At 67.6% G+C, this 24,129-nt stretch carries 29 protein-coding genes and 5 pseudogenes; 24 read left to right on the top strand and 10 right to left on the bottom strand.

The window, feature by feature from the left end; genetic code table 11:
- Window position 1 precedes the first annotated feature (1 nt).
- The 6 genes from GNX96_RS03455 (at window position 2) to GNX96_RS03480 (ending at window position 2,726) form a co-directional block, all read left to right on the top strand.
- On the top strand, window positions 2–160 hold the full coding sequence (locus GNX96_RS03455) for a twin-arginine translocation signal domain-containing protein (protein WP_163566975.1): 159 nt from the start codon (window positions 2–4) through the stop codon (window positions 158–160).
- A 20-nt stretch (window positions 161–180) separates the two neighbouring features.
- A complete protein-coding gene (locus tag GNX96_RS03460; RefSeq protein ID WP_163566976.1) occupies window positions 181–513 on the top strand; it encodes a hypothetical protein in 333 nt (110 codons plus the stop codon).
- Window positions 514–515: 2 nt separating this feature from the next.
- Window positions 516–1,058, top strand: a complete 543-nt coding sequence (locus GNX96_RS03465; RefSeq protein ID WP_163566977.1) for a MauE/DoxX family redox-associated membrane protein — start codon at window positions 516–518, stop codon at window positions 1,056–1,058.
- Complete coding sequence (locus GNX96_RS03470; protein ID WP_163566978.1) at window positions 1,055–1,612, top strand: thioredoxin domain-containing protein; 558 nt, start codon at window positions 1,055–1,057, stop codon at window positions 1,610–1,612. The genes GNX96_RS03465 and GNX96_RS03470 overlap by 4 nt, the downstream gene beginning before the upstream one ends.
- Before the next feature lie 120 nt (window positions 1,613–1,732).
- The gene (locus GNX96_RS03475; protein ID WP_163566979.1) at window positions 1,733–1,975 is read left to right on the top strand and encodes a hypothetical protein; all 243 of its coding nucleotides are present in this window, start codon (window positions 1,733–1,735) and stop codon (window positions 1,973–1,975) included.
- A 97-nt stretch (window positions 1,976–2,072) separates the two neighbouring features.
- Window positions 2,073–2,726: a hypothetical protein gene (locus GNX96_RS03480; RefSeq protein ID WP_163566980.1), complete on the top strand. Its 654-nt coding sequence runs from the start codon at window positions 2,073–2,075 to the stop codon at window positions 2,724–2,726.
- On the opposite strand, the gene GNX96_RS48475 is transcribed toward GNX96_RS03480, so the two are convergent.
- From GNX96_RS48475 to GNX96_RS03490, 3 genes are all read right to left on the bottom strand, one after another.
- Complete coding sequence (locus GNX96_RS48475) at window positions 2,723–3,154, bottom strand: FAD-dependent oxidoreductase (RefSeq protein WP_279579254.1); 432 nt, start codon at window positions 3,152–3,154, stop codon at window positions 2,723–2,725. The two genes, GNX96_RS03480 and GNX96_RS48475, sit on opposite strands and share 4 nt — an antisense overlap.
- A gap of 10 nt (window positions 3,155–3,164) precedes the next feature.
- Window positions 3,165–4,088, bottom strand: coding sequence for an FAD-dependent oxidoreductase (locus GNX96_RS48480; protein WP_279579255.1), 924 nt, complete (start codon window positions 4,086–4,088; stop codon window positions 3,165–3,167).
- 220 nt (window positions 4,089–4,308) lie between these two features.
- Window positions 4,309–4,815 carry a PadR family transcriptional regulator gene (locus GNX96_RS03490; protein WP_279579256.1) on the bottom strand — a complete coding sequence of 169 codons (507 nt, stop codon included), beginning with the start codon at window positions 4,813–4,815 and terminating at the stop codon, window positions 4,309–4,311.
- A gap of 274 nt (window positions 4,816–5,089) precedes the next feature.
- Here GNX96_RS03490 and GNX96_RS48485 point away from each other — a divergent pair, with 274 nt between their 5' ends.
- From GNX96_RS48485 to lysA, 10 genes and pseudogenes are all read left to right on the top strand, one after another.
- Complete coding sequence (locus GNX96_RS48485; protein ID WP_279579257.1) at window positions 5,090–5,683, top strand: aldehyde dehydrogenase family protein; 594 nt, start codon at window positions 5,090–5,092, stop codon at window positions 5,681–5,683.
- Entirely contained in the window at window positions 5,680–6,216 is a 537-nt protein-coding gene (locus GNX96_RS48490; RefSeq protein WP_279579258.1) for an aldehyde dehydrogenase family protein, read from the top strand. Before GNX96_RS48485 ends, GNX96_RS48490 begins: the two co-directional genes overlap by 4 nt.
- Window positions 6,213–6,623, top strand: a complete 411-nt coding sequence (locus GNX96_RS48495) for an aldehyde dehydrogenase family protein (protein ID WP_279579259.1) — start codon at window positions 6,213–6,215, stop codon at window positions 6,621–6,623. The genes GNX96_RS48490 and GNX96_RS48495 overlap by 4 nt, the downstream gene beginning before the upstream one ends.
- Window positions 6,624–6,677: 54 nt before the next feature.
- Window positions 6,678–7,097: pseudogene (locus GNX96_RS62375) on the top strand (NAD(P)/FAD-dependent oxidoreductase); the annotation flags it as partial.
- Between the two features lie 10 nt (window positions 7,098–7,107).
- On the top strand, window positions 7,108–7,785 hold the full coding sequence (locus GNX96_RS62380) for an NAD(P)/FAD-dependent oxidoreductase (protein ID WP_390623896.1): 678 nt from the start codon (window positions 7,108–7,110) through the stop codon (window positions 7,783–7,785).
- A gap of 361 nt (window positions 7,786–8,146) precedes the next feature.
- Entirely contained in the window at window positions 8,147–8,671 is a 525-nt protein-coding gene (locus GNX96_RS03505; protein WP_279579260.1) for a YhfC family glutamic-type intramembrane protease, read from the top strand.
- Between the two features lie 10 nt (window positions 8,672–8,681).
- Window positions 8,682–9,062, top strand: coding sequence for a hypothetical protein (locus GNX96_RS03510; RefSeq protein WP_163566982.1), 381 nt, complete (start codon window positions 8,682–8,684; stop codon window positions 9,060–9,062).
- Window positions 9,059–9,253 carry a helix-turn-helix transcriptional regulator gene (locus GNX96_RS03515; protein ID WP_163566983.1) on the top strand — a complete coding sequence of 65 codons (195 nt, stop codon included), beginning with the start codon at window positions 9,059–9,061 and terminating at the stop codon, window positions 9,251–9,253. Before GNX96_RS03510 ends, GNX96_RS03515 begins: the two co-directional genes overlap by 4 nt.
- 216 nt (window positions 9,254–9,469) lie before the next feature.
- A complete protein-coding gene (locus GNX96_RS03520; protein WP_163566984.1) occupies window positions 9,470–9,799 on the top strand; it encodes an Lrp/AsnC ligand binding domain-containing protein in 330 nt (109 codons plus the stop codon).
- Window positions 9,796–11,133, top strand: a pseudogene (gene lysA, locus GNX96_RS03525) (diaminopimelate decarboxylase). The gene GNX96_RS03520 and the pseudogene lysA overlap by 4 nt, the downstream one beginning before the upstream one ends.
- Window positions 11,134–11,272: 139 nt before the next feature.
- Here lysA and GNX96_RS48500 read toward each other — a convergent pair.
- Window positions 11,273–11,611, bottom strand: a complete 339-nt coding sequence (locus GNX96_RS48500; RefSeq protein ID WP_279579261.1) for an IclR family transcriptional regulator domain-containing protein — start codon at window positions 11,609–11,611, stop codon at window positions 11,273–11,275.
- A gap of 157 nt (window positions 11,612–11,768) precedes the next feature.
- Window positions 11,769–12,038, bottom strand: coding sequence for a helix-turn-helix domain-containing protein (locus GNX96_RS48505; protein WP_279579262.1), 270 nt, complete (start codon window positions 12,036–12,038; stop codon window positions 11,769–11,771).
- A gap of 107 nt (window positions 12,039–12,145) precedes the next feature.
- On the opposite strand from GNX96_RS48505, the pseudogene hutH reads away from it, so the two are divergent.
- The 5 genes and pseudogenes from hutH to GNX96_RS03555 all read left to right on the top strand — a co-directional run bounded on the left by hutH (window position 12,146) and on the right by GNX96_RS03555 (window position 18,509).
- Window positions 12,146–13,705 (top strand): annotated as a pseudogene (hutH, locus tag GNX96_RS03535) (histidine ammonia-lyase).
- Window positions 13,706–13,715: 10 nt separating this feature from the next.
- Window positions 13,716–15,358, top strand: a pseudogene (gene hutU, locus GNX96_RS03540) (urocanate hydratase).
- Window positions 15,355–16,550 (top strand): annotated as a pseudogene (hutI, locus tag GNX96_RS03545) (imidazolonepropionase). Before hutU ends, hutI begins: the two co-directional pseudogenes overlap by 4 nt.
- Before the next feature lie 86 nt (window positions 16,551–16,636).
- Entirely contained in the window at window positions 16,637–17,269 is a 633-nt protein-coding gene (locus GNX96_RS03550) for a hypothetical protein (RefSeq protein ID WP_163566985.1), read from the top strand.
- On the top strand, window positions 17,199–18,509 hold the full coding sequence (locus tag GNX96_RS03555) for a hypothetical protein (protein WP_163566986.1): 1,311 nt from the start codon (window positions 17,199–17,201) through the stop codon (window positions 18,507–18,509). The genes GNX96_RS03550 and GNX96_RS03555 overlap by 71 nt, the downstream gene beginning before the upstream one ends.
- A gap of 344 nt (window positions 18,510–18,853) precedes the next feature.
- Here GNX96_RS03555 and GNX96_RS03560 read toward each other — a convergent pair whose 3' ends face one another.
- From GNX96_RS03560 to GNX96_RS03570, 5 genes are all read right to left on the bottom strand, one after another.
- On the bottom strand, window positions 18,854–19,603 hold the full coding sequence (locus GNX96_RS03560) for an ABC transporter permease (RefSeq protein WP_279579263.1): 750 nt from the start codon (window positions 19,601–19,603) through the stop codon (window positions 18,854–18,856).
- A 96-nt stretch (window positions 19,604–19,699) separates the two neighbouring features.
- Complete coding sequence (locus GNX96_RS48510; RefSeq protein ID WP_279579264.1) at window positions 19,700–20,065, bottom strand: ATP-binding cassette domain-containing protein; 366 nt, start codon at window positions 20,063–20,065, stop codon at window positions 19,700–19,702.
- Between the two features lie 32 nt (window positions 20,066–20,097).
- A complete protein-coding gene (locus GNX96_RS48515) occupies window positions 20,098–20,694 on the bottom strand; it encodes an ABC transporter ATP-binding protein (RefSeq protein WP_279579265.1) in 597 nt (198 codons plus the stop codon).
- Window positions 20,691–21,056: a hypothetical protein gene (locus GNX96_RS48520; RefSeq protein ID WP_279579266.1), complete on the bottom strand. Its 366-nt coding sequence runs from the start codon at window positions 21,054–21,056 to the stop codon at window positions 20,691–20,693. Before GNX96_RS48520 ends, GNX96_RS48515 begins: the two co-directional genes overlap by 4 nt.
- Window positions 21,053–21,895 (bottom strand): LolA family protein, encoded by an 843-nt coding sequence (locus GNX96_RS03570; RefSeq protein ID WP_279579267.1) that lies wholly within the window; start codon window positions 21,893–21,895, stop codon window positions 21,053–21,055. Before GNX96_RS03570 ends, GNX96_RS48520 begins: the two co-directional genes overlap by 4 nt.
- A 92-nt stretch (window positions 21,896–21,987) precedes the next feature.
- On the opposite strand from GNX96_RS03570, the gene GNX96_RS03575 reads away from it, so the two are divergent.
- The 3 genes from GNX96_RS03575 to GNX96_RS03580 are packed head-to-tail and all read left to right on the top strand — an operon-like array spanning window position 21,988 to window position 24,103.
- Window positions 21,988–22,683 carry a response regulator transcription factor gene (locus tag GNX96_RS03575; protein ID WP_163566987.1) on the top strand — a complete coding sequence of 232 codons (696 nt, stop codon included), beginning with the start codon at window positions 21,988–21,990 and terminating at the stop codon, window positions 22,681–22,683.
- Entirely contained in the window at window positions 22,680–23,132 is a 453-nt protein-coding gene (locus GNX96_RS48525; protein ID WP_279579268.1) for a hypothetical protein, read from the top strand. The genes GNX96_RS03575 and GNX96_RS48525 overlap by 4 nt, the downstream gene beginning before the upstream one ends.
- Window positions 23,129–24,103: a sensor histidine kinase gene (locus GNX96_RS03580; RefSeq protein WP_279579269.1), complete on the top strand. Its 975-nt coding sequence runs from the start codon at window positions 23,129–23,131 to the stop codon at window positions 24,101–24,103. Before GNX96_RS48525 ends, GNX96_RS03580 begins: the two co-directional genes overlap by 4 nt.
- Window positions 24,104–24,129: the final 26 nt, after the last annotated feature.

The raw sequence follows: 24,129 nt of genomic DNA on the forward strand, positions 1-24,129 counted from the left end.
CATGACAATCAGCCGTCAGATCTCGCGTCGCCAGGTCCTGAGGGTCGGCGCCGTGGTGGCAGCCGCTACGGCCACCACTCTTGCCGTCGACAACACCGCGAATGCCGCGCAAAGTGAGCCATATCAGCCAACGGGAAACGCGCTGATCTTGGCCGAGTAGGTCAGGCCGGCGGCGCCGTTTTGCTGGTTGAGCGGTCCAACACCGCGAACGCACGGCCCGTCACGTCGCCGCAAATGGTGCCGTACGCGGGATTCCCGGCCCACGTCACGCCGCGGGTGGGCGACCTGGTCACCGTGACCGACGACTGGCCAGGGGCAGCGGTGGCCGCGATTCCGGTTTGTCACTGGATCCAGGGCATGCCCAAGAGCTTGCCCAACGGTGGTTTCAGCGTCGCCGGCACCCAGCTCGCGCCGACGCCATTGCTGGAAAACATGGGCAAAAAGCGGATCCAGGTCTGCATCCTGGACACCGAACTGCCCACCGCGCAGGTTCTGGCCACCCGCACGGCGTAGTCGTGATCGCGCTGTTGGACGTCGCGCTCCGATTCGGCGCGGCGCTGGTCCTGCTGTACGCGGCGACCCAGAAACTGGCCGCCCCACGTCCTTTTCGGCAGACCCTGCAAGCATTGCGGGTTCCGTTCGCCGCGGCGGTGGCGATTGTCGTTCCACTGGTGGAGATCGCCGCCGCCATCGGATTGACGGTCGCACCCGGCGGCTCCGCGGCTTTGGTGGCCGCGCTGGGATTCGCGTTTGCCGGTGCGGCCGTGGTCGCGATGTCGCGCGGTGAGCGTATCCGGTGCGCGTGTTATGGCAGCACCGGTGACGCCACCCTCGGCTGGCGTCAACTCGCCGCGCTGCCGTTGTGGTTGGTCGTCGCGCTCGACAGCTTTCTGGCTCCCGACCACGCCTGGTCGGGAATCGGGCAGTTTGCCGGCCTGACGCTCGCCCTCGCGGTGGTGGTCGCCGGAACGCAACTTCTGGCCCCCATGCTGCGAAACCGCGCGTACCTGCGGGTCCTGCAGACACAGGCGGCCGGCAAGAACCAGGAGATGCCATGACGTTTGTCTGGATAGCGATCGCCGTTCTCGGTCTGTTGCTGGCGGTCTGTCTGCTCGCGCTGGTCGACCAATACCGGACTCTGGAGCTGATCCGGGCCAGACTGAAACTGGAGGACAACCCGGAGCCGATCCAGCTGCCGGTCGACCGGCTGATCGCGCCGTCGGCGATCGGTCTGCCAGCAGAGCTGGACAGCGAGCCCTATCTCGTCCTGCTGTTCCTGTCCACCTCCTGTACGACCTGTCGTTCGATCGCCGACGGACTGCGCAAGCAGAACTCGTCGAACCTGTGGGTCGTCCTGCAACAGGCCCATTCCGAGGCCGAAGGCGCACAGTGGCTGGCGAACATGGGGATCGCCCAGGACCGGTCGACGGTCGACGTCAGCGGGGATGTCGCGGTCGCGCTGGAAATCGATGTGATCCCGTCGGTCGCCATTTACCGAAACGGTGAGCCGCTGCTGGCCCAGACCATTCCGTCGTTCCGGCAGCTGACCCCGTTGCTGTCGCCGCACACCATGCCGCGCTCTGTGATGAAGGAAGGAACGGTCCGGACATGACTGCGTCCCTGGAATGCGCGTCACTCCCGAGGCGACCGAGGAGATCGAGCAGACGATCTCCGGCCGGCGCGCCGGTTCGGCCTGCTGGCGGCGTCGTCGGCGTTCATCGCCGGGCTCGCCGTGCTGCTGGACTCCAAGGCCGCCGCGGCTGACTGCCTCGGCTCGCCGTGCTGCTCGCTCGCCACCTGTACGTGGTGCTACTACCAGGTCAGCCGCGACCGATACACCTGTCCGTCCGGCTACCACCGGGTGCTGTGGACGTGTACGTCCGGCGGCTTCACCTGGGGCTGTGGCGAATGCTCGGGGAACGCGTCGACCTGCTGGCAGGGGCCGTTCAACTGCTCCATCTGGTTCCGCTGGTAGCGCGGCGGTGCCATGGCCTGCGGTGTGGGCCCTCGCGGTGGCGGCGGCCGCGGGCTTCGCGCAGCTGTTCAGTCCTTGAGGCCGATCCTTCATCGGAGTGATCCGCCCCTTCGTGCAAGGGGATCCAGTCACCCACCGTCGAGCGCTCGCCTACCCGGCCGTGCTCGCCAGTGCGCACATCGCGATGGCGGCGCTGGTCGTCGCGGTCGTTTACCAGGTCGGCACGGTGGTCAGCTCGTACGTCGCGCGTCCGCTGGCGGTGGCGATCTGCGCGCTCGCCGCGGTGGTAGCCATCTGTGTCGACGTACGAGCGGTGGTTCGCAACACGTACACGGTCGGGCTCAAGCGGCAGACCGCGAAGGTCCTCGGACATGATCCGGACCGCCCCTGGTGGGTGACTCCGCTGCTCTGGGGCCTGGACACCGGTTTGATCTGGAGCACCTTCCGGGTCTCGTGCACGTCGTGGGTCCTGTTGCTCAGCGCGTTTCTGAACGTCGCGCCGCAGTGGAGCGGCTTCGCGTACGGCGCCTTCTTCGGGGTGCCGCTGATGGTGGCCGTGATGCTTCCGGAACCCGAGACCTACGCTCGACCCGATGGCTGGCCGTTGCGGGGCGTGCAATTGGCCGGCATGACATTGCTCGTCGCACTGCCGTTGACGATGGTCCGGCTATCTTGCGTAGTGCCTTTCCGTGAACTGGACGTTTTCGCTGTCGAAACTGACAGCGAAAACGTCCAGCTCGGGAGGCTCTAGTCGTCGTCCTGGTCGCGAACGTCGGCGTACGAGCGGGCCACTTTGCGTTTCAGCGCCGGGACACGGTTGATGACCCGCATCGAAGTGCGCATGCCGGCCATCGCCAACGGCCCGATCACCGGCTTGAACATCGGCTGGTCGACGGTCATCCCGGACAGCGACTTTTCGACTGCGTCGAAGGCATAGTCGATCATTTTCGTTTCGTACGACCGGATGCCGTCGAGCAGTTTGACCTCACCGTCGCGGGCGGCGACCAGCATCCGGCACAGCAGCCGGGCGTCCCGCAGAGCCGTGTTGGCGCCGACTCCGCGGCCCGGGGTCATGGTGTGGATCGCGTCGCCGATGAGCGTGACATTCGTGGTCGGCCACTGCGGAAGTCGTTCGGTAGTGCGCATGTTCAGCGGGAAACAGCTGCCTGGGTCGATCACCGAGAACAGCTCACGTAAGTGCGGGTGCCAGCTGCTTGTACGGGCAACTAGCAGGTCTTTTAGCTCCTGTCCACGCATCTGCATGATATTCGTCGGCAACAGTCGTGCGGCCGTACCAAAACCGACCATCACGTAGTCGCGGGTGTTGTCCCACTGCAGCCCCGGCCAGCCGGCCAGCAGTTCGGCATCGCTGCCGCCAATGGTGTTCTTCGGTTTTCCGTTCTCGTCCCAGCCAAACTCCATCACGTGCACGATGCAGCTGGTGCCGCCGGGGAGCGAAGACCATCGACACCCCACGCTGCGCCTTCTCCGGCAGCAGCGCTCTGGTGCGGTCGTTCAAAGCAGTTTTCCCGGTGATACCGACCAAACCAGTGTCGAACATCTTCGCCTGCGGCAGATACTGTTGGCGTACCCGCGAATTCGTGCCGTCGGCGGCGACCAGCACGTCGCCGGTCGCGGTGCTGCCGTCCTCGAAATAGGCGGTCACGGTGCCGTCGACGTTTTGCTCATACCGTTGGTAAACCTTGTCGAACTGGACGACATCCTCCAGTCCGGTCAACAAAACCTGGCGCAGCGTCATGCGGCTGACCGAGCGGTCCTGGGCGACCGCGTCCGGTGCCGGTGCCGGTGCCGGGGTGGGTGAGGACTCCGGCCCCATCGACAGCAGCTCACCCCATTTTTCGGTGTACTGATTGAAATAGATCGGCCCGCGAGCGGTAGTCGCGACGAAGATGTCGAACAGTTGGGGCGGCAGCAGGTCATGCAGGGCTCGGCTACCATCCGGCGAGATGCCGACCCGGTAGCCCTGCAGGCCGTCGGTACGAGTGCGGTCCCGCTCGAAAACGGTGACCGCAATGCCGGCGCGTTTGAGCCCGTGGGCCAACGCGAGACCGCCCGTACCAGCGCCAATGACGAGAACACGTGGTGAAGACACAGCAAAACTCCTCGGGATATCAGGGACGTACGAACTACCGAGGCGCCCTGATACCGTGCGGTTTGGGGGGGACGCGGGTCTCAGGCCTCGGCCGGGATGTGCCATCCAGGTCTCCGGCGCGGTGTTGCCGCATCGCCCGGGGACCGTCTCGTTTCACTCCATCGGGCCGCTTCCGTGGTGTCGGTGCAGCTCGCGCAGCTCGGCGATGCCACTGAGGTCGTCACTGCGGATGCGGGCGGCCAGCCGCCGGACCCAGTCCAGCTCGGCGGTGAAAACGGTGAGCCGGTAGTCGTCCTCGATCACGAACACCTCCCAGAAATCCGCTGGCCGCTCGGCCAGCTGGGTCCGCAACTCGGCCACTCGGGCGGCGAGTTTTTTCCGCGCGGGCCTCCAAAAGATTGGCTGCCTCGGCTGGCGGCAGCCCGGGCAGCAACGACAGACCGGCGAGAAACTGCGGAAACTCCTGCTGGGGCGTGCCGATCAGCTCGGCGAGCCAGTCGTGGAACTCGACCCGCCCGGCCGGGGTGATCTCGTACAGCGTCCGCTCGGGATAACGCCCTTCGCGTACGGTCCCGGCCCCGACGATCAGCCCGTCCCGCTCCAGCGCCCGTACGACCGTGTAGAGCGACCCGTACTTGATGTTGATGCTGTCGTGCTTCTCCCGGTCGCGGAGGGTGGCGACCATGTCGTACGGGTGCAGGGGTTTCTCGAACAGCAAGCCGAGCACCGCGAGCGCGAGTGGGGTTGGAAATCCTGCGCTGGGTCATGACCACCTCCTTAGTCGTTGGCAACTATACGCACACATCTAGTGTCTTGGCAACTAGATGTAGACAACTAAGAGGGAAGGTCGCGATTGTTTGTCGTAATATTGCCGAGTCGACCGGAGGTCATCCGGCGTCACTGCCAAAAAGCAGGAAGACTTTCACACGGAGCCCGGGTTGATTCCGCAGGGTCCGAGAAATTACGGTGCCCTTATGCCCTCCACTAGTTCTGACACCCGTGTGCTCTCCCACCTGATCGGCGGCCAGCGAGTCGCGGCGACCGGCGAGCTGCTCGACTCGACCAACCCGGCCCAGCGCACCGACGTGGTGGCGCGGTTCCCGATGGCCAGCGCCGAGACCTTCGTCGACGCGTGCCGGGTGGCCAGCGCCGCGCAGGCCGGCTGGGCGGCCGTGCCGGCTCCCGTGCGCGGCCAGGTCATCGGCGCCATCGGCCAGCTCGTACGGGCCAACAAGGAAGCGCTGTCCCGGCTGGTCACCCGCGAGATGGGCAAGCCGTACGCGGAGTCGCTCGGCGAGGTGCAGGAAGTCATCGACACCTGCGACTTCTTCCTCGGCGAGGGCCGCCGGCTGTACGGCCAGACCGTGCCGAGCGAGGTTGGTGACAAGCAGCTGTTCACCTTCCGCCGGCCGGTGGGCACGATCGCGATCGTGACCGCGTCCAACTTCCCGATCGCCGTTCCGTCGTGGTACATCATCCCGGCGCTGCTGGCCGGCAACTCGATCGTCTGGAAGCCGTCCGAGCTGACCCCCGCGATCGGCGACGCCTTCGCCGAGATCATGGTCCGCGCGGGCGTGCCGGCGGGGGTGTGTTGAACCTCGTACACGCCGACGGTCCGAGTACGTCCGACGGCCTGGCAGCCGCGTTGGAGGCCGGCACGCTCGACAAGATCGGCTTCACCGGTTCGACCGAGACCGGCCGCAAGATCAGCGAGCTCTCCGGCCGTTACCTGCAGACCCCGATTTTGGAGCTGGGCGGCAAAAACCCGCTGGTGGTGGCCGCTGACGCCGACCTCGACCTGGCGGTGGAGGGCGCGCTCTTCGGCAGTTTCGGTACGGCCGGCCAGCGCTGCACGTCGACCGGCACGATCTGGGTGCACGCGGACGTACACGACGAGTTCCTCAGCCGGTTCAGCGCCGCCGTAGAGAACGCCGTCATCGGCGACCCGTCGGAGAACGTCCTTTACGGACCGATGATTTCTGAGACGTATCTGCACCGCTACGAGGCGTTCCTGGACTGGATCGCCGACCACCACAAGGTTTCCGGCTCCGGCAGCACCGCACCGCGGACGCGCCGCGGCGCGGCTTCGTCGGCGACCCGAGTGACGGTTTTTACGCGCACCCGGTGATCGTCGACGGCATCAAGCCCGGCGACGAGCTCTATGCGAAGGAGACCTTCGGGCCGCTGGTCGGCGTCGGCACGTACACCGACATCGCCGAGGCGATCGAACTGGCGAACGGGCACGGTTACGGGCTGTCCAGCGCGATCTACACCAACGACCCGCGGACGGCCTTCACCTTCGCCAACGGCATCAGCGCCGGCATGACCAGCGTGAACAACTCCACGTCCGGCGCTGAGGCGCATCTTCCCTTTGGCGGCAACGGAAAGTCTGGCAACGGCTCGCGCCAGTCCGGCATTTGGGTGCTCGATGCGGTGACCCAGTGGCAGTCTCTCAACTGGGACTACTCCGGCAAGCTGCAGAAGGCGCAGATGGACACCACCGTGCTGCCCGCCGATCTCGACTTCCGCGTCTAGTGGTCCGTACGCTGCCCGAGCGGGCGGGCTTCGGTTGTCGTCATCGGCGGGGGGATTGTCGGGGTTTCCACGGCATTCCACCTCGCCGAGGCCGGTGTGCGAGATGTTCTGTTGATAGAGCGGGATTCTCTCGGCGCCGGTTCGACCTCCAAGGCCGCCGGCGGCGTACGGGCGTCGTTTTCCACGCTGGCGAACATCGCGCTCGGCGCCCGGTCTTTGCGGACCTGGCGCACTTTCGCGGACCGTCCAGGCGGGCAGATTGACCTTGAGCAGGTTGGATATCTCTTCCTGCTGTCCACTGAGGACGATCTGCGCGGCTTCTCGGAAGCTGTCGCAGTGCAGGCCGATTTTGCTCTGGAATCACGGATAATCGACCCGGCCGAGGTCCTGCGACTCAATCCATTGGTGGTCACCGACGGATTGGTCGGCGCCGCGTACTCGCCAGGCGACGGCTACTGCACACCCGAGGCCGCGGTCGCGGGCTATGCCACCGCGGCCCGCCGGCATGGTGCTCGGCTGGTCACCGGGGTTTTGTGCGTCCTCGATCGAAAAGTCCGGCGACGAGATCGTCGGTGTCCACACCAGTGCGGGCTTTGTGCGTACGGACACGGTGATCTGCTGCGCTGGCGCGTGGTCGCGGTCGGTGGGGGAGATGGCCGGCACCGCGCTGCCGGTCACGCCGGTACGTCGGCAGATCGCCGTCACCGAGCCGGTTTCCGTTCTGCCAGAGCGATTCCCGATGACGTTGGACTATTCGTCCACGTTCTACTTCCATCGAGAAGGTCCGGGACTGCTTTTTTTTGGGATGTCGCCGGACGAAGAGCCGGGCTTTCACACGCGTACCGATGACCGCTGGCTGTCCGGGCTCGCCGAGGCGGTGTCCGTACGCGCACCGGCCCTCGCCGACGTGGGCATCGCGCACACCTGGGCGGGCCTCTACGAAGTCACCCCGGACCACGACGCGCTGATCGGCGAAGTGTGGGGGGTGTCCCGTTTCCTCTACGCGTGTGGCTTTTCCGGCCATGGCTTCCTGATGGGACCCGCCGTCGGCGAGGTCGTCCGTGATCTCTACCTGCGCCGGCAGCCTTTCGTTGACGTTTCAGCGATGTCCACCGACCGCTTCGTCGCCGGCGCCACCCGCTCCGAACTGCACATCATTTGAGTTTTAAGCAACACCTCCCGCGTACACACACGTTCCCGTATGACAAGGTCGTTTGACATCAAGTCAAGGGCGCTGTACATCTTGTCAAGTGAGCTGTACGTCTGAGAGGGATGTGAAATGAACACAGGAGCGTTGGTGGCGTTGGCGGTCGCGGCGCTGATCGCCGGACTGGGTGCGCTGGTGGTGGCGTTTGTGCTGCGGAAGCGGCTGCGGGTGCCATTGGTGATTTTCGTTGTGGCGGCTGGCTTTTACGTGCTCAACCTGATCGTCCAGCAGCCGATTTTTCTGGGCATTCGGGCCACTACGCATGCCACCGGGTTGCTGATGACCGGACTGATCGCGCCGGCTGTCTACGCGGTGTGTGAGGGAGGTCCTCCGATTTTTCAGCTTCCGGGTGGGGAAATCGATGCGCGGCAACCGTACGCCCAACGGCGCGATCATGGCCGGGCTCGGACACGGTGGCGCCGAGTCGATGTTCTTCACGCTCGCGATGATCGCCAGCGTGGCGACCGCGGTGTTCGCGCCGCGGGCGTTCATCGCCAACGGCGGCGACCCGAACACGATCCTGCACGGCGGCCCTGGCTACTACCTGGAGTTCACCCTCGGCCGGGTGTTGGCGATCACCGCCCACCTCGGCTTCGCCACTTTGGCGGTGCTCGCGTACCGAAAGTCCCAGCTCTTCCTGCCGGTCGCGATCGTGGCGCATTTCGCGGTGGACGCCAGTGTTTTCAGTCTGCAGGGCATTTTGCCGGCCAGCAGCCCCCTCCCGGACCTGCTGTTCGCCGGTTGGGCAGCGCTGTCGATCGCGTTGCTGGTGGTTGTCCGCCGGCGTTGGACCGCGCAGGAGCGGACCACCTTGGAGGCGGCGCCGGCCGCCGCTGCGTGAGGATGGGCGGATGAGAAAGCCGCAGCGCAGGTCGGTGGTCTACACGGTCCAGGTGCTGATCTTGATGGTGGTCGTCTACCCGGCGCTGCTGGTGCTCGTACGGTTGATCGCGCCTGACGACGCACACTCGCCGCTTCGGTACGTGATCGCCATCCTTCCGGCGGTGCCGGTCGCCGGGGTGGCGATCGCGTACGTCCGCTGGCTCCGCCAGGCCGACGAACTGGAGCGGCGCATTCAGCTGGAGGCGATGGCTTTCAGTGCCATCGTGACGATTCTCGGCGTCGGGACTTACGTCGTACTGACCGACCTGCCGGCCTGGGTTCTCTTCCTGAGTTTCATGGCACTGTGGCTGGTCGGCGTGATCGCCCGCAAAATGTGGCTGAACCGTTGAAAAACAAGCTGCGCGTGTTGCGCGCCGAACACGGCTGGTCGCAGGCGGACCTGGCCGAGAGGCTGGCGGTTTCCCGGCAGACGGTGAACACGATCGAGAACGGCCGCTATGACCCGAGCCTGCCGCTCGCTTTTGCCATTGCCCGGGTCTTCCAGCTCACCATTGAGGACGTTTTCGACCCGGAAGCGTGACGGCTGGCACAGCGACCGTCAAGCCGGCGTCAAAAGTGGGCATCCGGCGTTTGGAATCCGTTAGGACATCTAGGACAAGGCAGACTTCGGACGCAGCATTGCGGGTATGGCCCATACCTCGAACCGGACGCCGCGACTGACCTCCGAGCAGTTCGCCTGGCTGGTCATCGTGCTGATGGTGGCGCTGCTGGCCGGCGGTCTCTACTGGATCGGGCGATGAGCGCCCCGTACCCGGCGCCGGTCGTCCAGTCGTCCACTGTGGACGCGATCATCGGCGTACGGCTGGACCCGCGGTTTCGCTGGGAGGACTTCGACGACTTCCTCTGCCGGGAGCCGTCGGTCCAGCAGGCCTGGCACGTGGCCGGTGACGTGGACATCGAGTTTCGGCTCAGCTGCACGGATCGGCCGGCGCTGGGCGCTTTCCTGGCCCGGTTGCGCGCGGAGAAATCGGCCGCCGAAACCACCATCAACCTCATCCTGCGACCAGTCCACGGTCTCGGCGGCCGCCGTCTGATCGGCATTATTGGTGGAAAGGCTCGGTCATGACCCTCAGGGAACTCATTCCGTCGTTGCGCTCGTCGCTGCCGGACAAGCTGGCCCCGATCATCTGGCCGCGCACCACCCGCCGGGTTGGCGGCGACATCCAGATCGGCGGTGTCAGCCTCGCCAGCATCGCCGGCCGGTTCGGTACGCCCGCGTACGTGCTGGACGAGGTCGACCTGCGGGAGCGCTGCCAGGAATACCGGCGGGCCTTCGCCGGTGAAGAGGTCGCGTACGCGGGGAAGGCGCTGCTGACTCGGGCGGTGGCCCGGATGATCGGCGAGGAGGGCCTCTCGCTGGATGTCTGCTCGGCCGGCGAAATGGCCGTCGCGCGGGCCGTCGGATTCCCGGCTGCGGAGTGATCCTGCACGGTAATGCGAAAACTCCGGCGGATCTGGCTTTCGCTCGGGACTACGGAGTAGGCCGGATCGTGATCGACTCGCTCGGCGAGATCGCCCGGATCGCTGCCGAGGCACCGGAACCGCAGCGGGTGCTGTTGCGCATCGTGCCGGGCGTCGACGCGCACACCCACGCGGCGCTGACCACCGGCACCGAACACCAGAAGTTCGGACTTTCGCTGGCCACCGGCGATGCCGCCGAGGCGGTCCGCCGAGTGCTTGGCCAGAAGCCCTTGACCTTGTCCGGCGTACACGCGCACATTGGTTCGCAAGTGAGTCGTTTCGGTGCGTACGAACAGGAAATCCGCCAGCTGGTCGCGTTTTTTTGGCGGGCATCCACGACGAACACCGAATCACCGTGCCGGAACTGAACATCGGCGGCGGGCACGCGGTCGCGTACGTGGACGGCGACGACAGTTTCGCGTTGGACGACTTCGCCACCCGCATCCGCGCGGTGGTTTCGAATGCCAGCAGAACCGGTTGCCGGTGCCTCGGCTGACGGTGGAACCCGGCCGCGCCATCGTGGCCCGCGCCGGGGTCGCGATTTATCACGTGGTGGCAGTGAAACGGGCCGCCAGCGGCCGCCGGATGGTGGCCATCGACGGTGGCATGAGCGACAATCCGCGGCCGGCGCTTTATGGCGCGCACTACAGCGTTGTCCTATTAGGACGGAAGGCGGACGCGGCCCAGGAGCCGATGACCGTCGTTGGCCGACACTGCGAGGCCGGCGACATCCTCGCCGAAAACGTGCCGCTGCCGGCCGACGTACGCCCCGGCGACCTGGTCGCGGTGCCAGCGGCCGGCGCGTACCACTTCCCGCTCGCCTCCAATTACAACCTGGTCGGCCGCCCACCCCTGATCGCCGTCCGCGGCGGCGACGCCCGAGTCCTGATCCGCCGAGAAACCATCAACGACCTGCTCGTCCGAGACGTAGGCGAGTAGAGGCACGACGCCATTCGTTGTCCGTCATTCGTCGAGAGGGGAATTGTCCCACTCTCGGCGTCGAGTGTGGGGTTTTGTCCCGCACTCGGTAGGTGTGGCGGCCGCAGAGGTGTCACACCGCGGGATCTGGCGCGAGGGTTCAACGTGGCTGACCGCCGAGGCGGCGGGTGAAGGTGGCGGCGGTTTTGCGGACGAAACGGGCGATGTCGGCCCGTCCGGCGGAATCTACCGCGGTGGAACGGAAAGTTGTCGCGACAGCCGCCGCTGGGCGGCCGGTGTGGTCCAGAACCGCGACAGCGACTGAGGCATAGCCGGTGGTCACCTCACCGTCCTCCTCGGCGTAGCCGGTTTTTCGTTCAGAGGTAAGGATTCGGCGCAGCGCGGTCAACGTTCGCGGGCCAACGCCGGTCCGGTCGACGAGTGTGTCGGCAGTAGGAAACAGCGCCCGCAGCTGGTTGGCCGGCAGCGCCGCCAACATCGCTCGACCGGAGGCGGTCAGCTGTGCCGGCAGCGTACGCCCACGTCCGTGACCAGCGGTTCCGCTCGCGGTGGACGGGTCTCGATGACGTAGAGCGTCTCCCGGCCGTGCAGCACGCCCAGGTGGGCGGTGAAGCCGATGTCCGCGACCAGTCGAGTCAGCAGCGGCCGGCCGAGCCGCTCCAGCGGGGTCGTACGCAGGTAGGCCGAGCCGATCTCGAAGGCCGTCCCCCCAGCGCGTACCGGCGTTCTTCCGGCAAATGAATGACAAATCCCTGGTCAGCGAGCACCGAAAGCAGGTGATATGCGCTGGACCGCGGCAACCCCAGCTCGCGGGCGATCGCGCTGGCCGGCAACGGCCCCGGCCGGGCCGCCAGCAGGCGCAGCACCTCCAGCGCACGCCGTACGGCCGGGATCTGGTCCTGCACAGCGCCAATCTATTACCACCCGCAACAGACCCCGCCAACCGGTATAGTCTCGGATACGAGACACCATCATCCGCTCAGGGGCGGCGGAAAGTGCGTTGAGCGGTGGAATGGTTCCCATGACGGACCATGTGCAGGTGGGGATCGAGCCGCTGGCGCCGGCCGACGTGCTGGCGGTGGCGCGGCGGGAGGTGCCGGTGGCGCTGACTGAGCAGGCGCTGAAGGCGATGCGTTCCTCTCGCGAGGTCATCGACGACCTGGCCAGCGACGAGGGCACCCCGCATTACGGTGTCTCGACCGGTTCGGTTTCGGGGCGTTGGCGACGACGTACATTCCGGCCGAGCGGCGTTCGGCCCTGCAGCGGTCACTGATCCGCTCGCACGCGGCGAGTTCCGGTGCCGAGGTGGAGCGCGAGGTCGTACGCGCGTTGATGTTGTTGCGACTGCGGACCTTGGCTTCCGGGCGCACGGGCGTACGCCCGGAGACCGCGCAGCTGTTGGCCGCACTGCTCAACGCGGGCATCACGCCGATCATCGGCGAATACGGCAGCCTGGGTTGCTCGGGTGACCTGGCGCCGTTGTCGCATGTCGCGTTGGCGCTGATGGGCGAGGGCGCGGTACGCGATCGGGACGGCCAGCAAATGCCGGCCGCGGACGCGTTGGAAGCTGCCGATCTGGTGCCGGTCGAGTTGGCCGCCAAGGAGGGCCTCGCACTCATCAACGGCACCGACGGCATGCTCGGGATGCTCGTGATGGCCGCTGACGACCTGCGTGAGTTGCTGAAACTCGCCGACATCGCGGCCGCCATGAGCGTCGAGGCGCTGCTGGGCACCGACCGGTTTTTTCGCCGCGGACCTGCAGGAGTTGCGGCCGCATCCGGGCCAGGCCGCGGCCGCCGCGAACATGCGCGCGCTGCTCGCCGGCTCGGCGATCATGGAAAGCCACCGCGGCCCGGACTGCACGCGAGTGCAGGACGCCTACTCGTTGCGGTGCGCTCCGCAGGTGGCCGGCGCGGCCCGCGACACGCTTGACTACGTCAACACGGTCGCTGGTCGCGAACTGCGGTCCATTGTGGACAATCCGGCCGTACTTCCGGACGGCCGGGTCGAATCGAATGGCAACTTCCACGGCGCACCAGTCGCGTATGCGCTGGATTTCCTGGCCATTCCGCTGGCCGATGTGGCGAGCATGTCCGAGCGGCGTACGGACCGGATGCTGGACAAAGCCCGTTCGAATGGACTGCCGCCATTTTTGGCCCACGAGGTCGGCGTCGACTCCGGCCATATGATCGCGCATTACACTCAGGCCGGGGTGGTTTCCGAGCTGAAGCGACTGGCCAACCCGGCCAGTGTGGACTCCATCCCGACCTCGGCGATGCAGGAAGACCACGTGTCGATGGGCTGGGCGGCCGGCCGCAAACTCCGCCGCGGGATCGACGGACTTCGACGCGTACTGGCGATTGAGATCCTCACCGCGGCCCGCGCTCTCGACCTTCGCGCGCCACTGACGCCAGCCCCAGCAACGAAAGCGGTGGTTCAGGCGCTCAGGTCCACAGTGGACGGGCCAGGCCCGGATCGCTGGCTTTCCCCCGACATCGACAAAACCGTCGCCGCGGTGCAGGACGGCTCGCTGCTGTCCGCCGCCGAATCCGTCACCGGCCCGCTGGAATAAAGGAGCTCCGATGATCCGCTCACCCCGTGGCACCACCCTGACGGCCCGGTCGTGGCAGACCGAGGCGCCGCTACGGATGCTGCAGAACAACCTCGACCCGGAGGTCGCCGAGCGCCCTGACGATCTGGTTGTCTACGGAGGTACGGGCAAAGCCGCACGCGACTGGCCGAGTTACCACGCGCTTGTACGCACCCTCACCGATCTTCGCGAAGACGAGACGATGCTGGTCCAAAGTGGACGGCCGGTTGGCGTCATGCGTACGCACGAATGGGCGCCGCGAGTCCTGATCGCCAACTCCAACCTCGTACCGGACTGGGCCAACTGGCCGGAGTTCCGCCGGTTGGAGCACCTCGGGCTGACCATGTACGGGCAGATGACCGCGGGTTCGTGGATTTATATCGGCACCCAGGGCATCCTGCAGGGCACGTACGAGACTTTCGCGGCGATCGCTGAGAAACGGTTCAACGGCACGCTCGCCGGCACTCTCACGCTGACCGCCGGCTGTGGTGGGATGGGCGGCGCGCAGCCGCTCGCGGTCACCATGAACGGTGGCGCTGTTATCTGCATCGATGTGGACAAAACCCGGCTGCAGCGGCGCGTGGACCACTGCTATCTCGACCTCATCGCGTCCGATGTGGACGATGCGATTGCCAAGGCCACCAAGGCAAAAAGCGGGACAAGCAGCCGCTGTCGGTCGGCTTGCTCGGCAACGCGGCGACGCTCGTACCGGAGCTGCTCCGGCGCGGTCTGGAGGTCGACATCGTCACCGACCAGACTTCCGCGCATGACCCGCTGTCGTACATTCCGGAAGGCATCGACCCGGGCGACGCGCCCGACTACGCGGCCAAGAAGCCGGAGGAGTTCACCGATCGCGCGCGGGCTTCGATGGCCAAGCACGTGGAGGCGATGGTCGGTTTCCAGGACGCTGGCGCGGAAGTTTTCGACTACGGCAACTCTTTGCGTGGTGAGGCACGAGAAGGTGGGTACGAGCGCGCCTTCGACTATCCGGGTTTCGTGCCGGCGTACATCCGTCCGCTGTTCTGCCAGGGCAAGGGCCCGTTCCGGTGGGCCGCACTTTCCGGCGATCCGAAGGACATCGCGGCCACCGACCGCGCGATTCTTGAGCTTTTCCCGGAAAACGAGTCACTGAGCCGCTGGATCAAGCTGGCACAAGAGAAAGTCGCGTTCCAAGGTCTGCCGGCGCGGATTTGCTGGCTCGGTTACGGCGAGCGGCACCTGGCCGGCCTGCGGTTCAACGAAATGGTCGCGAGCGGTGAGATTTCCGCACCGGTGGTGATTGGCCGTGACCACCTCGACTGTGGCAGCGTGGCCTCGCCGTACCGGGAAACCGAGAGTATGGCCGACGGGTCCGACGCGATCGCCGACTGGCCGCTGCTGAACGCGCTGGTCAACACCGCTTCCGGGGCTTCATGGGTGTCCATCCACCACGGCGGTGGGGTCGGCATCGGCCGGTCCATTCACGCCGGCCAGGTCAGCGTCGCGGACGGCACCGCGCTGGCCGCGCAGAAGCTGGAACGTGTCCTCACCAACGACCCGGGCATGGGCGTGATCCGGCACGTCGACGCCGGTTACCCGCTGGCCCGCGAGGTCGCCGACGCGCAGCGCGTACCGATTCCGATGGACGCCCAGTGACCTCGACGGTCATCCGCGGCATCGGGCAGCTGGTCACCGGCGAGCCGGCGCTGGGCGACGGGCTGCTGGGCACCCGTACGAACGCTGCCGTGGTGATCGACGACGGCGTCGTCACGTGGGTGGGGGACAGCGGCGCGCGCCGCGCGGCGGCGACGACGCGATCGACGCCGACGGCGCTTGCGTGCTGCCGGGCTTCGTGGACAGCCATGCGCACCTCGTCTTCGCCGGCGACCGTACCGACGAGTTCTCCGCCCGGATGGCCGGTGAGCGGTACGCGGCGGGCGGCATTCGTACGACGGTGGCCGCCACCCGCGCGGCCACCGACGACGAGCTGCGCGCCAACGTCGCCCGCCTGACTGCCGAGATGTTTCGGCAGGGAACGACGACGGTCGAGATCAAGAGTGGCTACGGGCTGAACGTGGCCGATGAGGTGCGATCGCTGCGGATCGCCAGTGAGTTCACCACCGAGACGACGTTCCTCGGCGCACACGTGGTTCCGGCGGGCTCCGATCCCGGCGAGTACGTTCAGCTCGTCACCGGCGAGATGCTGACTGCTTGTGCGCCGTACGCGCGCTGGGCGGACGTATTTTGCGAGGAGGGCGCCTTCGACGTGGGCGCCGCCCGCAAGGTCCTTATGGCCGCCAAGCACGCGGGTCTGGAGCTGCGTGTGCACGCCAACCAGCTGCGGCCAGGGCCGGGCGTTCAGTTGGCTGTCGAGCTGGACGCGGCGAGCGCGGACCACTGCACTTACCTGTCGGACGATGATGTCGACGCGTGTTGGCGCATTCGGGCACGGTGGCGACTCTGCTACCCGGGGTCGAGTTCTCCACGCGCTCTCCCTTTCCGGACGGCCGGCGGTTGCTCTCCGCGGGCGTCCGGATCGCCCTCGCCACCGACTGCAACCCGGGCACCTCGTACACCTCGAGCATGCCGTTCTGCATCGCTCTGGCGGTCAGGGAGATGGGACTGACCTGCGCGGAGGCGGTCGCTGCGGCGACTTCCGGCGGCGCGCGAGGCGCTGCGCCGATCAGACGTGGGACGACTGGCACCCGGCTTTCGCGGCGACGCGATCGTGCTCGACACGCCGCGCTACGAACATCTCGCATATCGCCCAGGGGTGCCATTAATACGCACAGTTATACGGGATGGCGCAAAAGTTTCGACTGAGCGGGAGCTTGCTCGCGGTGTGTGATCAGTGACCCGGGACGAAATTCGGGTCGCGACGGCGCTAGCCTGTGGTGTATGCCCGCTCGTTCCCCATCTGGCTTCATGGGTGCGTTGCGCGCGCGTTCCGGCTGGCTTTTGTGGATCGGCGTCGCCTTCGCTCCGATAGCCGCGTTGCTGCTCGCCTTCGGGCAGGGCAGCAGCCCGCTGCGGATCGCGGCGGTGCTCGCGCTGGTCGCGGTGGTGTTGATCGGACTGGCCGTGGTGCTCCGGCCGGAGCCGGCCGACCTCGCTGAGGAGATCACCGACTCGCTGCAGCGTGAGGTGGATCAGGTCCGGGACGAGGTCGACGGAGTGCGCCGCGATGTCGAGCGATCGCTGCGAGCCGAGCTGGACACCGTGAGGGCCGAGCTGGAACGGTCCCGAAGGCAGCGCAGCGGACAACAGAGCAACCGGCCGGTGGCCAGCGGCGAAGGCACTGTTCTGGACCTGCGTACGCCCGGCCGCGCCACCGTGCCGCTGCCCAGCGCCCCGGTCTCCAACGGGCCGGGTGAGTCCGAGCGCGATCCCGACCGCGCGGGTCGCGGGGGCCGTGGCGGCCCGCGTACTCCGGTGGGCTCCCGTGGCCGCGCCGACGTGCCGGCCGCTCCTCGCGGGTCGGCCCAGGTCACCCGCGATGCCGCCGAGCGCCGGGATTTCGAGTGCTCGCAGCGGACCGTTTCCGAGCGGGTGCCGCGCGCGCGCTGAGTACGAGGAGCACACCCGGCCGGTCAGCGGTGGTCGCAGCGGTTCGGTCAGCGGCTCGGCGCCGGTGAGCGGTGGTCGCAGTGGTTCGGTCAGCGGTTCGGTGCCGGTCAATGGCGGCCGGGCTGAGGTGCCGGTGAACGGCCGTGGTGCTTCGGTCAGTGGGTCCGCTCGGCCGGTGAGTGGCGGTCGCAGTGGTTCGGTGCCGGTGAACGGCGGTCGTGCCGAAGTGCCGCTCAGTGGCGGTCGTACGGGGTCGGTCAGTGGCTCGGCCCGTCCGGTGAGTGGTGGTCGCAGTGGTTCGGTGCCGGTCAACGGCGGCCGGGCTGAGGTGCCGATGGGTGGCGATCGCAGCGGTTCGGTCCCGGTCAATGGTGGCCGGGCAGACGGTGTCGGCAGGGCGGATGCGCCGGTCAGTGGTGGCCGGAGTGGGTCTGCCCGGCCGGTCAGCGGCGGGCGCAGTGGCTCGGTGCCGGTGACTGGTGGCCGGTCCCGCGTACCGGCCGCCGACCGCACCGAGATGATGCCAATGCTGGACGACGTGCCCGAGGCGCCGCGGCGGTCCGAACGTACCGGCGGCGCGGCCCGGGTCGGTGGCCGCGATCCGGAGCTGGTGGGCCAGCTGGACGAGTGGCTGGAGTCGCGCGAACGGCCGCAGACGGGCCGGACATACGGTTCGGCCGGCACTGGGTCCGGCGGCACCGGGTCCAACGGCCGGCGGCAGGAACCGGCCGCATCGATGGACCAGGCTTCGATCAACGGCGGCGCGATGCCGCAGTGGGACTCGTACTCGGTGGACCGCGCCGAGATCGACCGCCCCGCCGACAACGACGACCCGCTGTTCGGCGCCATGCCGCGGCCGCGAACGCTTCCTCCCTCGGCTTCGGCACCGCGGGCTCGGCCACCGACTGGCGCCCTTCCGGCTGGGAGCCCCCAGCCGAGCCAGCGCCCGAGCCGGTCACCCTGCGCCCGCTGCTTCCGGCCGCCCGGACAGACAACGAGATCTCGTCTGGCTTCGCCGTGGAGAACCGCTATGACTACGAGCCCGCAGAAACCCCGCGCGCGCGCGCGCCGCCGCGCCGCCGACAACGACACCGGCTACTCCGGCGGCCGCCGATCCGCTGCGTACGGTGGTGGCCACAGCAGCAGCACCTCGTCCCGCACCGACGTGCTGGGCCGGCACTCTCAGCCGCCCGCATCGGGCTCTGGCCGGCACTCCCGCGGCGACAGCTCCGCGTACTAATTCCCGCTTTTCGGCGAGTCCGGCCATCGACGGCGGTCTGTGGCGAGAAGAATCTCGACTTTGTTGGAGCGATCTACCCAGGTGCGGCGCGAAATTGTCGTAGGTGTCTGTTTTTTTCTTTCCCCCTCCCTTTGAACGGGCGGGGGGTGGGTTGAGAGGTGGACTTTAATTTTTGGTTGAACATTGGTCCTCGAACCCGCCCCCCACCCGTCACTGGGTGGGGGCAAATTTGCCGGAGGGGTACGACAGTTTCGCGCCGCACCCCAGCTAAGGAGCCGCCCCTTGCGAGGAGCCTCCGGGCTGAGGACCCGCACCCCGGGTAGAGCTGAACTCGGCGCAGCCAGCTAGCTGGACACGTCTTTGCCGGCGAAGCGGGCCCAGGCCAGGGACGTGAAGATGGCGATGTAGACGAGCGCGGACACCACTCCGGTTGACGAGTCCTGCATGGTGATCGGGTCGCGCAGGAAGTCGCCGAACGAGAACCACCAGTGGGTCGGCAGCCAGGGGGCGATGGCGGCCAGTTGGGGGATCGCGTCGAGGACCTCGCTGGCGACCGCGAGGCCGGCGGTGGCGGCCATGGCCGCGACCGGATAGTCGGTGAGGGTGGAGATGAAGAGGCCAATCGCCGCGAGTGCGGCCATGCTGAGGCCTAGATACAGGCAGATCAGCAGGATTCGCAGCAGCGCGGCCGGCAGTGATGTTGAGCTGCCGGACAGCAGCAACACCGATCCGCTCGGGAAAAGGATCAGTCCGATCGCCGCGCCGACTACCCCGACAATCAGGGTGGCGGCGAAGCAATAGAGCACTGAGGCGGCGTATTTCGTTGCCAGTAAACGCATCCGGCTGACCGGTACGGTCAACAAATACCGCAGTGTGCCCTGGTTGGATTCGCCGGCGATCGCGTCGCCGGACACCACCGCCACCGCGAGCGGCAGAAAGAGTGGGGTGATCGCGAAGAGCGCGGCCAAGGACACGAAGAGGCCATTTTCGGCGATACTGTTGAAAAAGACCGGACCGCGACCGTTGTCGGAGCTGTTGATCTTGACGGCGACCGCGATCAGCACCGGTACGGCCGCGAGCACCGCGAGGATCACCTGGTTGCGTCGCCGGCGAACACCAGCGACAGTTCCGAGCGCAGCAGGCGGGTGCTCACCGGCCGTACGCTCCACTGTGGACGGTCCAGGACCGCGTCAGCCGCTGACATCGAAACCCTCCCCGGTAAGCGCGACGAAAACCTCCTCGAGGTCGGCGCGGGCCACCTCGAAACCAGTGACGGGTACGCCGTCGTAAACCAGCGTCCTGAGCACTTGCTCCGGCGCGCTTTCCCCAGGCAGAGCCGAAACTTCGCCGTCGCCGGACTTGATGTCAGCGAGCCCCAGCCGGCGGCGCAGCGTGTCCGCGGCGTCGGTGGTTTCGCTCGTACGCACCACAATTCGTGGCGCCAGCGATGAGCGCAGGCTGGCCAGCGTGCCGTTGGCGACCAGCTTGCCGACGTGCATCACACCGACGTGCGAGCAGACCTGCTCCACTTCGGACAGCAGGTGAGTGGACAGCATCACGGTGGTGCCGTCGGCGGCCAGATCGGTGATCAGGTGCCGGATTTCCCTGGTTCCCCTGCGGATCCAGGCCGTTCGTCGGCTCGTCCAGTACGAGCAGTTTCGCGCGGCTGCAGCAGGGCGGCGGCGATCCCGAGCCGTTGCCGCATGCCGAGCGAGTACGCGCGATAACGCTTGCGAGCGGCGGCGGTTAGCCCCACCCGTTCCAACGCCGAGCCGATCCTGGCCTTGCTCGTACGCGGATCGGCGGGTCGATCGGCGGCGTCCATCCGGCGCAGGTTGTCGGTCCCGCTCAGGTGCGGATGAAAAGCCGGGCCCTCCACCAGCGCGCCGACTCGCGGCAGCACCGCGCTGGCCCGCTGTGGCATCCCGAGGCCCAGCAGGCTGTGGCTGCCGGCGGTCGGGCTGATCAGGCCGAGCAGCATCCGGATCGTGGTGGTCTTGCCAGAGCCGTTTGGGCCCAGGAAGCCGAAAACGCTGCCCACCGGCACGTCCAGGTCGAGATGGTCGACGGCCACCTGCCCGCCGCGAAAGCGCTTGGTCAGCCCACGAGTCTGGATGGCCGCCGAGCCGGCGCCAGGCTGGCTGGCCTGGCGCGGCTCGGTGGACGAGGTGGTAGCAGCCGTCACTTCTGTCCGGCGGCCGCGTACAGCAGACTCGGCTGCACTGATCCGACCAGCACCCTGCCGTCATCGGTGATCAGCGCACTGACCAGCGCCGACGAGAACAACCGGCCGCCCCAGGTGCCCGAGACGCGCGGCAGGGACGACAGCAGTTCCATCGGGTTGATGCTGGCGCCGCCACCGGGCTTCTTCGCGTCCGGCTGTGCGCTGCTATTGGGACTAAGCGCGTTCGCCGGCAGCTTGGCGACCAGCACCGAAGTCCAGCCCTGACCGACCACGTTCGGCCGCACCCCATCAAGCTGCGGCTTATGCGTCTGGGCGAGCTTCTTCGGGTCCGGCGCCGACGCCTTGTCCTCGGTGACCTTCACCCCGGGCGGCGGAGCGAACTTGAAGTTGTCCGCGGTCGGCGTGCTGAAACTGACCTGAGTGTGAAGCCGACCTTGATCGCCGGCGTACCAGCACCGGATGCGAAGACCTCCACCTGCAACGGCAGCTTGGTCTCGCCGTCCACCGCGAGCCGCACCTGGCCGACCAGCGACCGGGTGTCCTTTGGCTGCAGCAGCAGCTCATAAACCTTGCGACCGGCGACCGTGGTGTTGCCGGTGGTGCTGACCGTGGTGGTCGGGCCGACCGCCTTCAGCAACTGCGCGGCGAGCTCCTGCGGCGTACCGCTCGCGAGCCCGCTCTCGTTGCCCGCCGACGGCGTGCCGGACTTCCGCGCAGGTGCCTGAACCACCCGGTGGGTGGCGGTGTGGTCGCTGCTGGACCACGTCCACAGGTCGTGGTTGTTGTAGACGATGTCCGACTCGCCCAGCTGGCCGAGCAGCGCGACCCGGCCCTTGTCCGGGCTGGCGTACCAAACCCGCAGCGTGTGGCTGCCGGACACCATCGACAACAGCGACGAGCTGCCGGTGCTCGGCGCGCCGGTGCCGGTCAGGTCAGACCCGGCAGGCTCGGCAACCCCAGGTCGGCGGTTTGTACGACAGTGCCAGAAAGTCCGTTGACCTTCGCGGTCTGGATGGCGGCGAGCAACTGCTGTGCGCTCATCGCCGGCAGGCTCGGCTCGGGTGCCGCCTGCAACATGGCACCGGCGGACGGGACGCGCGAGCGCGAGCGCCACGATGCCGGCCGGTACGGCCCACCGCAGCACGTGCTTGCGGCGACCGGGGGGATTTTCTGAACCGGTTTCCTGATCTTCTGCTGACATGCCCATACCTCCTTGGCGTTCACTCAGCTGTTTCACATCCTCCACAGGGCATGCTGTGAGCAGACTGAGAGTTCCGAGTTTGGGGGATGGCGATGCGGTTGTTGCTGGTCGATGACGAGGTGCGGTTCGCCCGCGCGTTGGCGGCCGGGCTGGTCGACGACGGCTTCGTGGTGGACCTCGCGCACGACGGCACGACCGGCCTCGCGATGGCCAGGGCCGGCTCGTACACCCTGGTGATCCTGGACATCATGCTGCCTGGGCTGTCCGGTTACCGGATCGTCCAGGCGCTGCGGACGGACCGGAACTGGGTGCCGGTGCTGATGCTCTCGGCCAAGGACGGCGAGTACGACCAGGCCGACGGGTTGGATGTCGGCGCCGACGACTACCTGGTCAAACCCTTCTCGTACGTGGTGCTGCTGCTGGCTCGGCTACGCGCGCTGCTGCGCCGGGGCGTGAGACCGCGTCCGGTGCGGCTGAGCGTCGGGGACCTGACGCTGGATCCGGCCACTCGGCAGACCACTCGAGGCGAGCAGTCGATCGACCTGACCGCCCGCGAGTTCGCGCTGTTGGAGTATTTGATGCGCCGACCGAGCGAGGTCGTTTCCAAGACCGAGCTGCTCGACCACGTGTGGGACGCGGCCGCGGATACCGACCCGAACGTCGTGGAGGTCTACGTCGGCTATCTGCGCCGCAAGATCGACGTGCCGTTCGGCCGGCAGACGTTGAGTACGGTCCGCGGTGCCGGTTACCGAGTGGTCGACGACCTGGCCCGTACGAAGGACCGATGATCGGCGGCCACCGGGCGTACCGGTGGATCTGGCGGCTCAGCCTTCGAGCCCGGCTGACGCTACTGGCCACCGCGGTGCTCGCGGTCGGTCTCGGCGCCGGCGGGTCGCTGCTGGTGATCACCGTGTCGGCGGCGCTTTTCACCAGCGTGGACTCCAGCGTCATGCAGACCAGCCAGGACGTCGTGACGCTGGTCAAGACCAAGCAGCTGCCCAACCCCGTACCAACCGCCGGGCCGGCGCAGCTGGTGCAGGTCGTCAACGCCCGCGGCGGAGTGCTGTCCGCGTCCGCCGCCGCCGACCAGGTGGTGCCGATGATGCCGCTGGGGCAGCTGACTGCCGCTGCCAACCAGGGGAAACTCATGGTCATCGCGGGCGAGGAGCCGGGGCGGGAGGGGCCGCTTCGGGTGTTCGTCAGCAAGGTGGACGCGGGCGGTGGCGTCGCTACGTGATCGTGGCGGCGAACATCCGCGAGGTGCTGGACGGCGGCAAGGTGGTGCGTACGGCCGTGGGCGTCGGTTTCCCGGTGCTGCTGGCGGTGCTCGCGATGCTGAGCTGGCTGGTGGTCGGCGCGACCCTGCGCCCGGTGGAGTCGCTGCGCCGGGGCGCCGCCGAAATCACCGGCAAAGGGGTCACCCGGCGACTGCCGGTCCCGGACGCGCACGACGAGGTCCAACGGCTTGCGGTCACGCTCAACGACATGCTGTCGCGGTTGGAGGTCGCTCAGGACCGGCAGCGCGCTTTCGTTGCGGACGCGGCCCACGAGCTGCGCAGCCCGCTGGCGAGCCTGCGCACCCAGTTGGAAATCGCCGCCCGTCGGTCGCCGGAGCTCAGCACCGAAGACGTGTTGGCCGAGATCGACCGGTTGTCCCGGCTGGTGGACGACCTGTTGCTGCTCGCCCGGATGGACGCCGGCATGGCCGCGCCGGCCCGGCAGGACGAGGTGGACCTCGGCGAGGTGGCCCGCGGGGTGGCGAAGCGGTACGACGGCGGCCAAGTGCCGGTCGTGGTCGCGCCGGCTCCCGGCGACCTGCCGCTGGTGGTTGGCGACCGCGACCGGCTGGCCCGGGTGATCGGAAACCTGCTGGACAACGCCGTGAGGCATGCCCGTACGCGCGTCGGGTTGTCGGTTGTCGCCGAGGACGGCTCGGTGATCGTCCGGATCGCCGACGACGGCCCCGGCATCCCGGCCGCCGACCGCGAACGCGTTTTCGAACGCTTCACCCGTCTCGACGACGCGCGCGCTCGCGATGACGGTGGAGTGGGCCTGGGTCTGGCGATCGTGGCCGACCTCGTACGCGGGCATGGCGGCACGGTGTCGCTGACCGACGGGACGCCGGGGCTGCTCGCGACCGTACGCATCCCGTTCCGTACGACCGAGGCCGAGCCGCCCCGCAAACGTACGACCCGAAGCCGCCGCTAGCGGGTGGTCGCAGCGGTCAGGGTGTG

This window comes from Fodinicola feengrottensis (assembly GCF_010993775.1).
Classification (GTDB): Bacteria; Actinomycetota; Actinomycetes; order Mycobacteriales; family HKI-0501; genus Fodinicola; species Fodinicola feengrottensis.

Coding starts and splice junctions, on each gene's coding strand:
- GNX96_RS03555 (WP_163566986.1), top strand. CDS start 17,199: ATGCCGCCGAGCGCCGGGATTTCGAGTGCTCGCAGCGGACCGTTTCCG.
- GNX96_RS48510 (WP_279579264.1), bottom strand. CDS start 20,065: ATGCTGTCCACTCACCTGCTGTCCGAAGTGGAGCAGGTCTGCTCGCAC.
- GNX96_RS62380 (WP_390623896.1), top strand. CDS start 7,108: ATGCCACCGCGGCCCGCCGGCATGGTGCTCGGCTGGTCACCGGGGTTT.
- GNX96_RS03510 (WP_163566982.1), top strand. CDS start 8,682: ATGAGAAAGCCGCAGCGCAGGTCGGTGGTCTACACGGTCCAGGTGCTG.
- GNX96_RS03570 (WP_279579267.1), bottom strand. CDS start 21,895: ATGTCAGCAGAAGATCAGGAAACCGGTTCAGAAAATCCCCCCGGTCGC.
- GNX96_RS03520 (WP_163566984.1), top strand. CDS start 9,470: ATGAGCGCCCCGTACCCGGCGCCGGTCGTCCAGTCGTCCACTGTGGAC.
- GNX96_RS03575 (WP_163566987.1), top strand. CDS start 21,988: ATGCGGTTGTTGCTGGTCGATGACGAGGTGCGGTTCGCCCGCGCGTTG.
- GNX96_RS03455 (WP_163566975.1), top strand. CDS start 2: ATGACAATCAGCCGTCAGATCTCGCGTCGCCAGGTCCTGAGGGTCGGC.
- GNX96_RS03470 (WP_163566978.1), top strand. CDS start 1,055: ATGACGTTTGTCTGGATAGCGATCGCCGTTCTCGGTCTGTTGCTGGCG.
- GNX96_RS48525 (WP_279579268.1), top strand. CDS start 22,680: ATGATCGGCGGCCACCGGGCGTACCGGTGGATCTGGCGGCTCAGCCTT.
- GNX96_RS48500 (WP_279579261.1), bottom strand. CDS start 11,611: ATGTTGGCGGCGCTGCCGGCCAACCAGCTGCGGGCGCTGTTTCCTACT.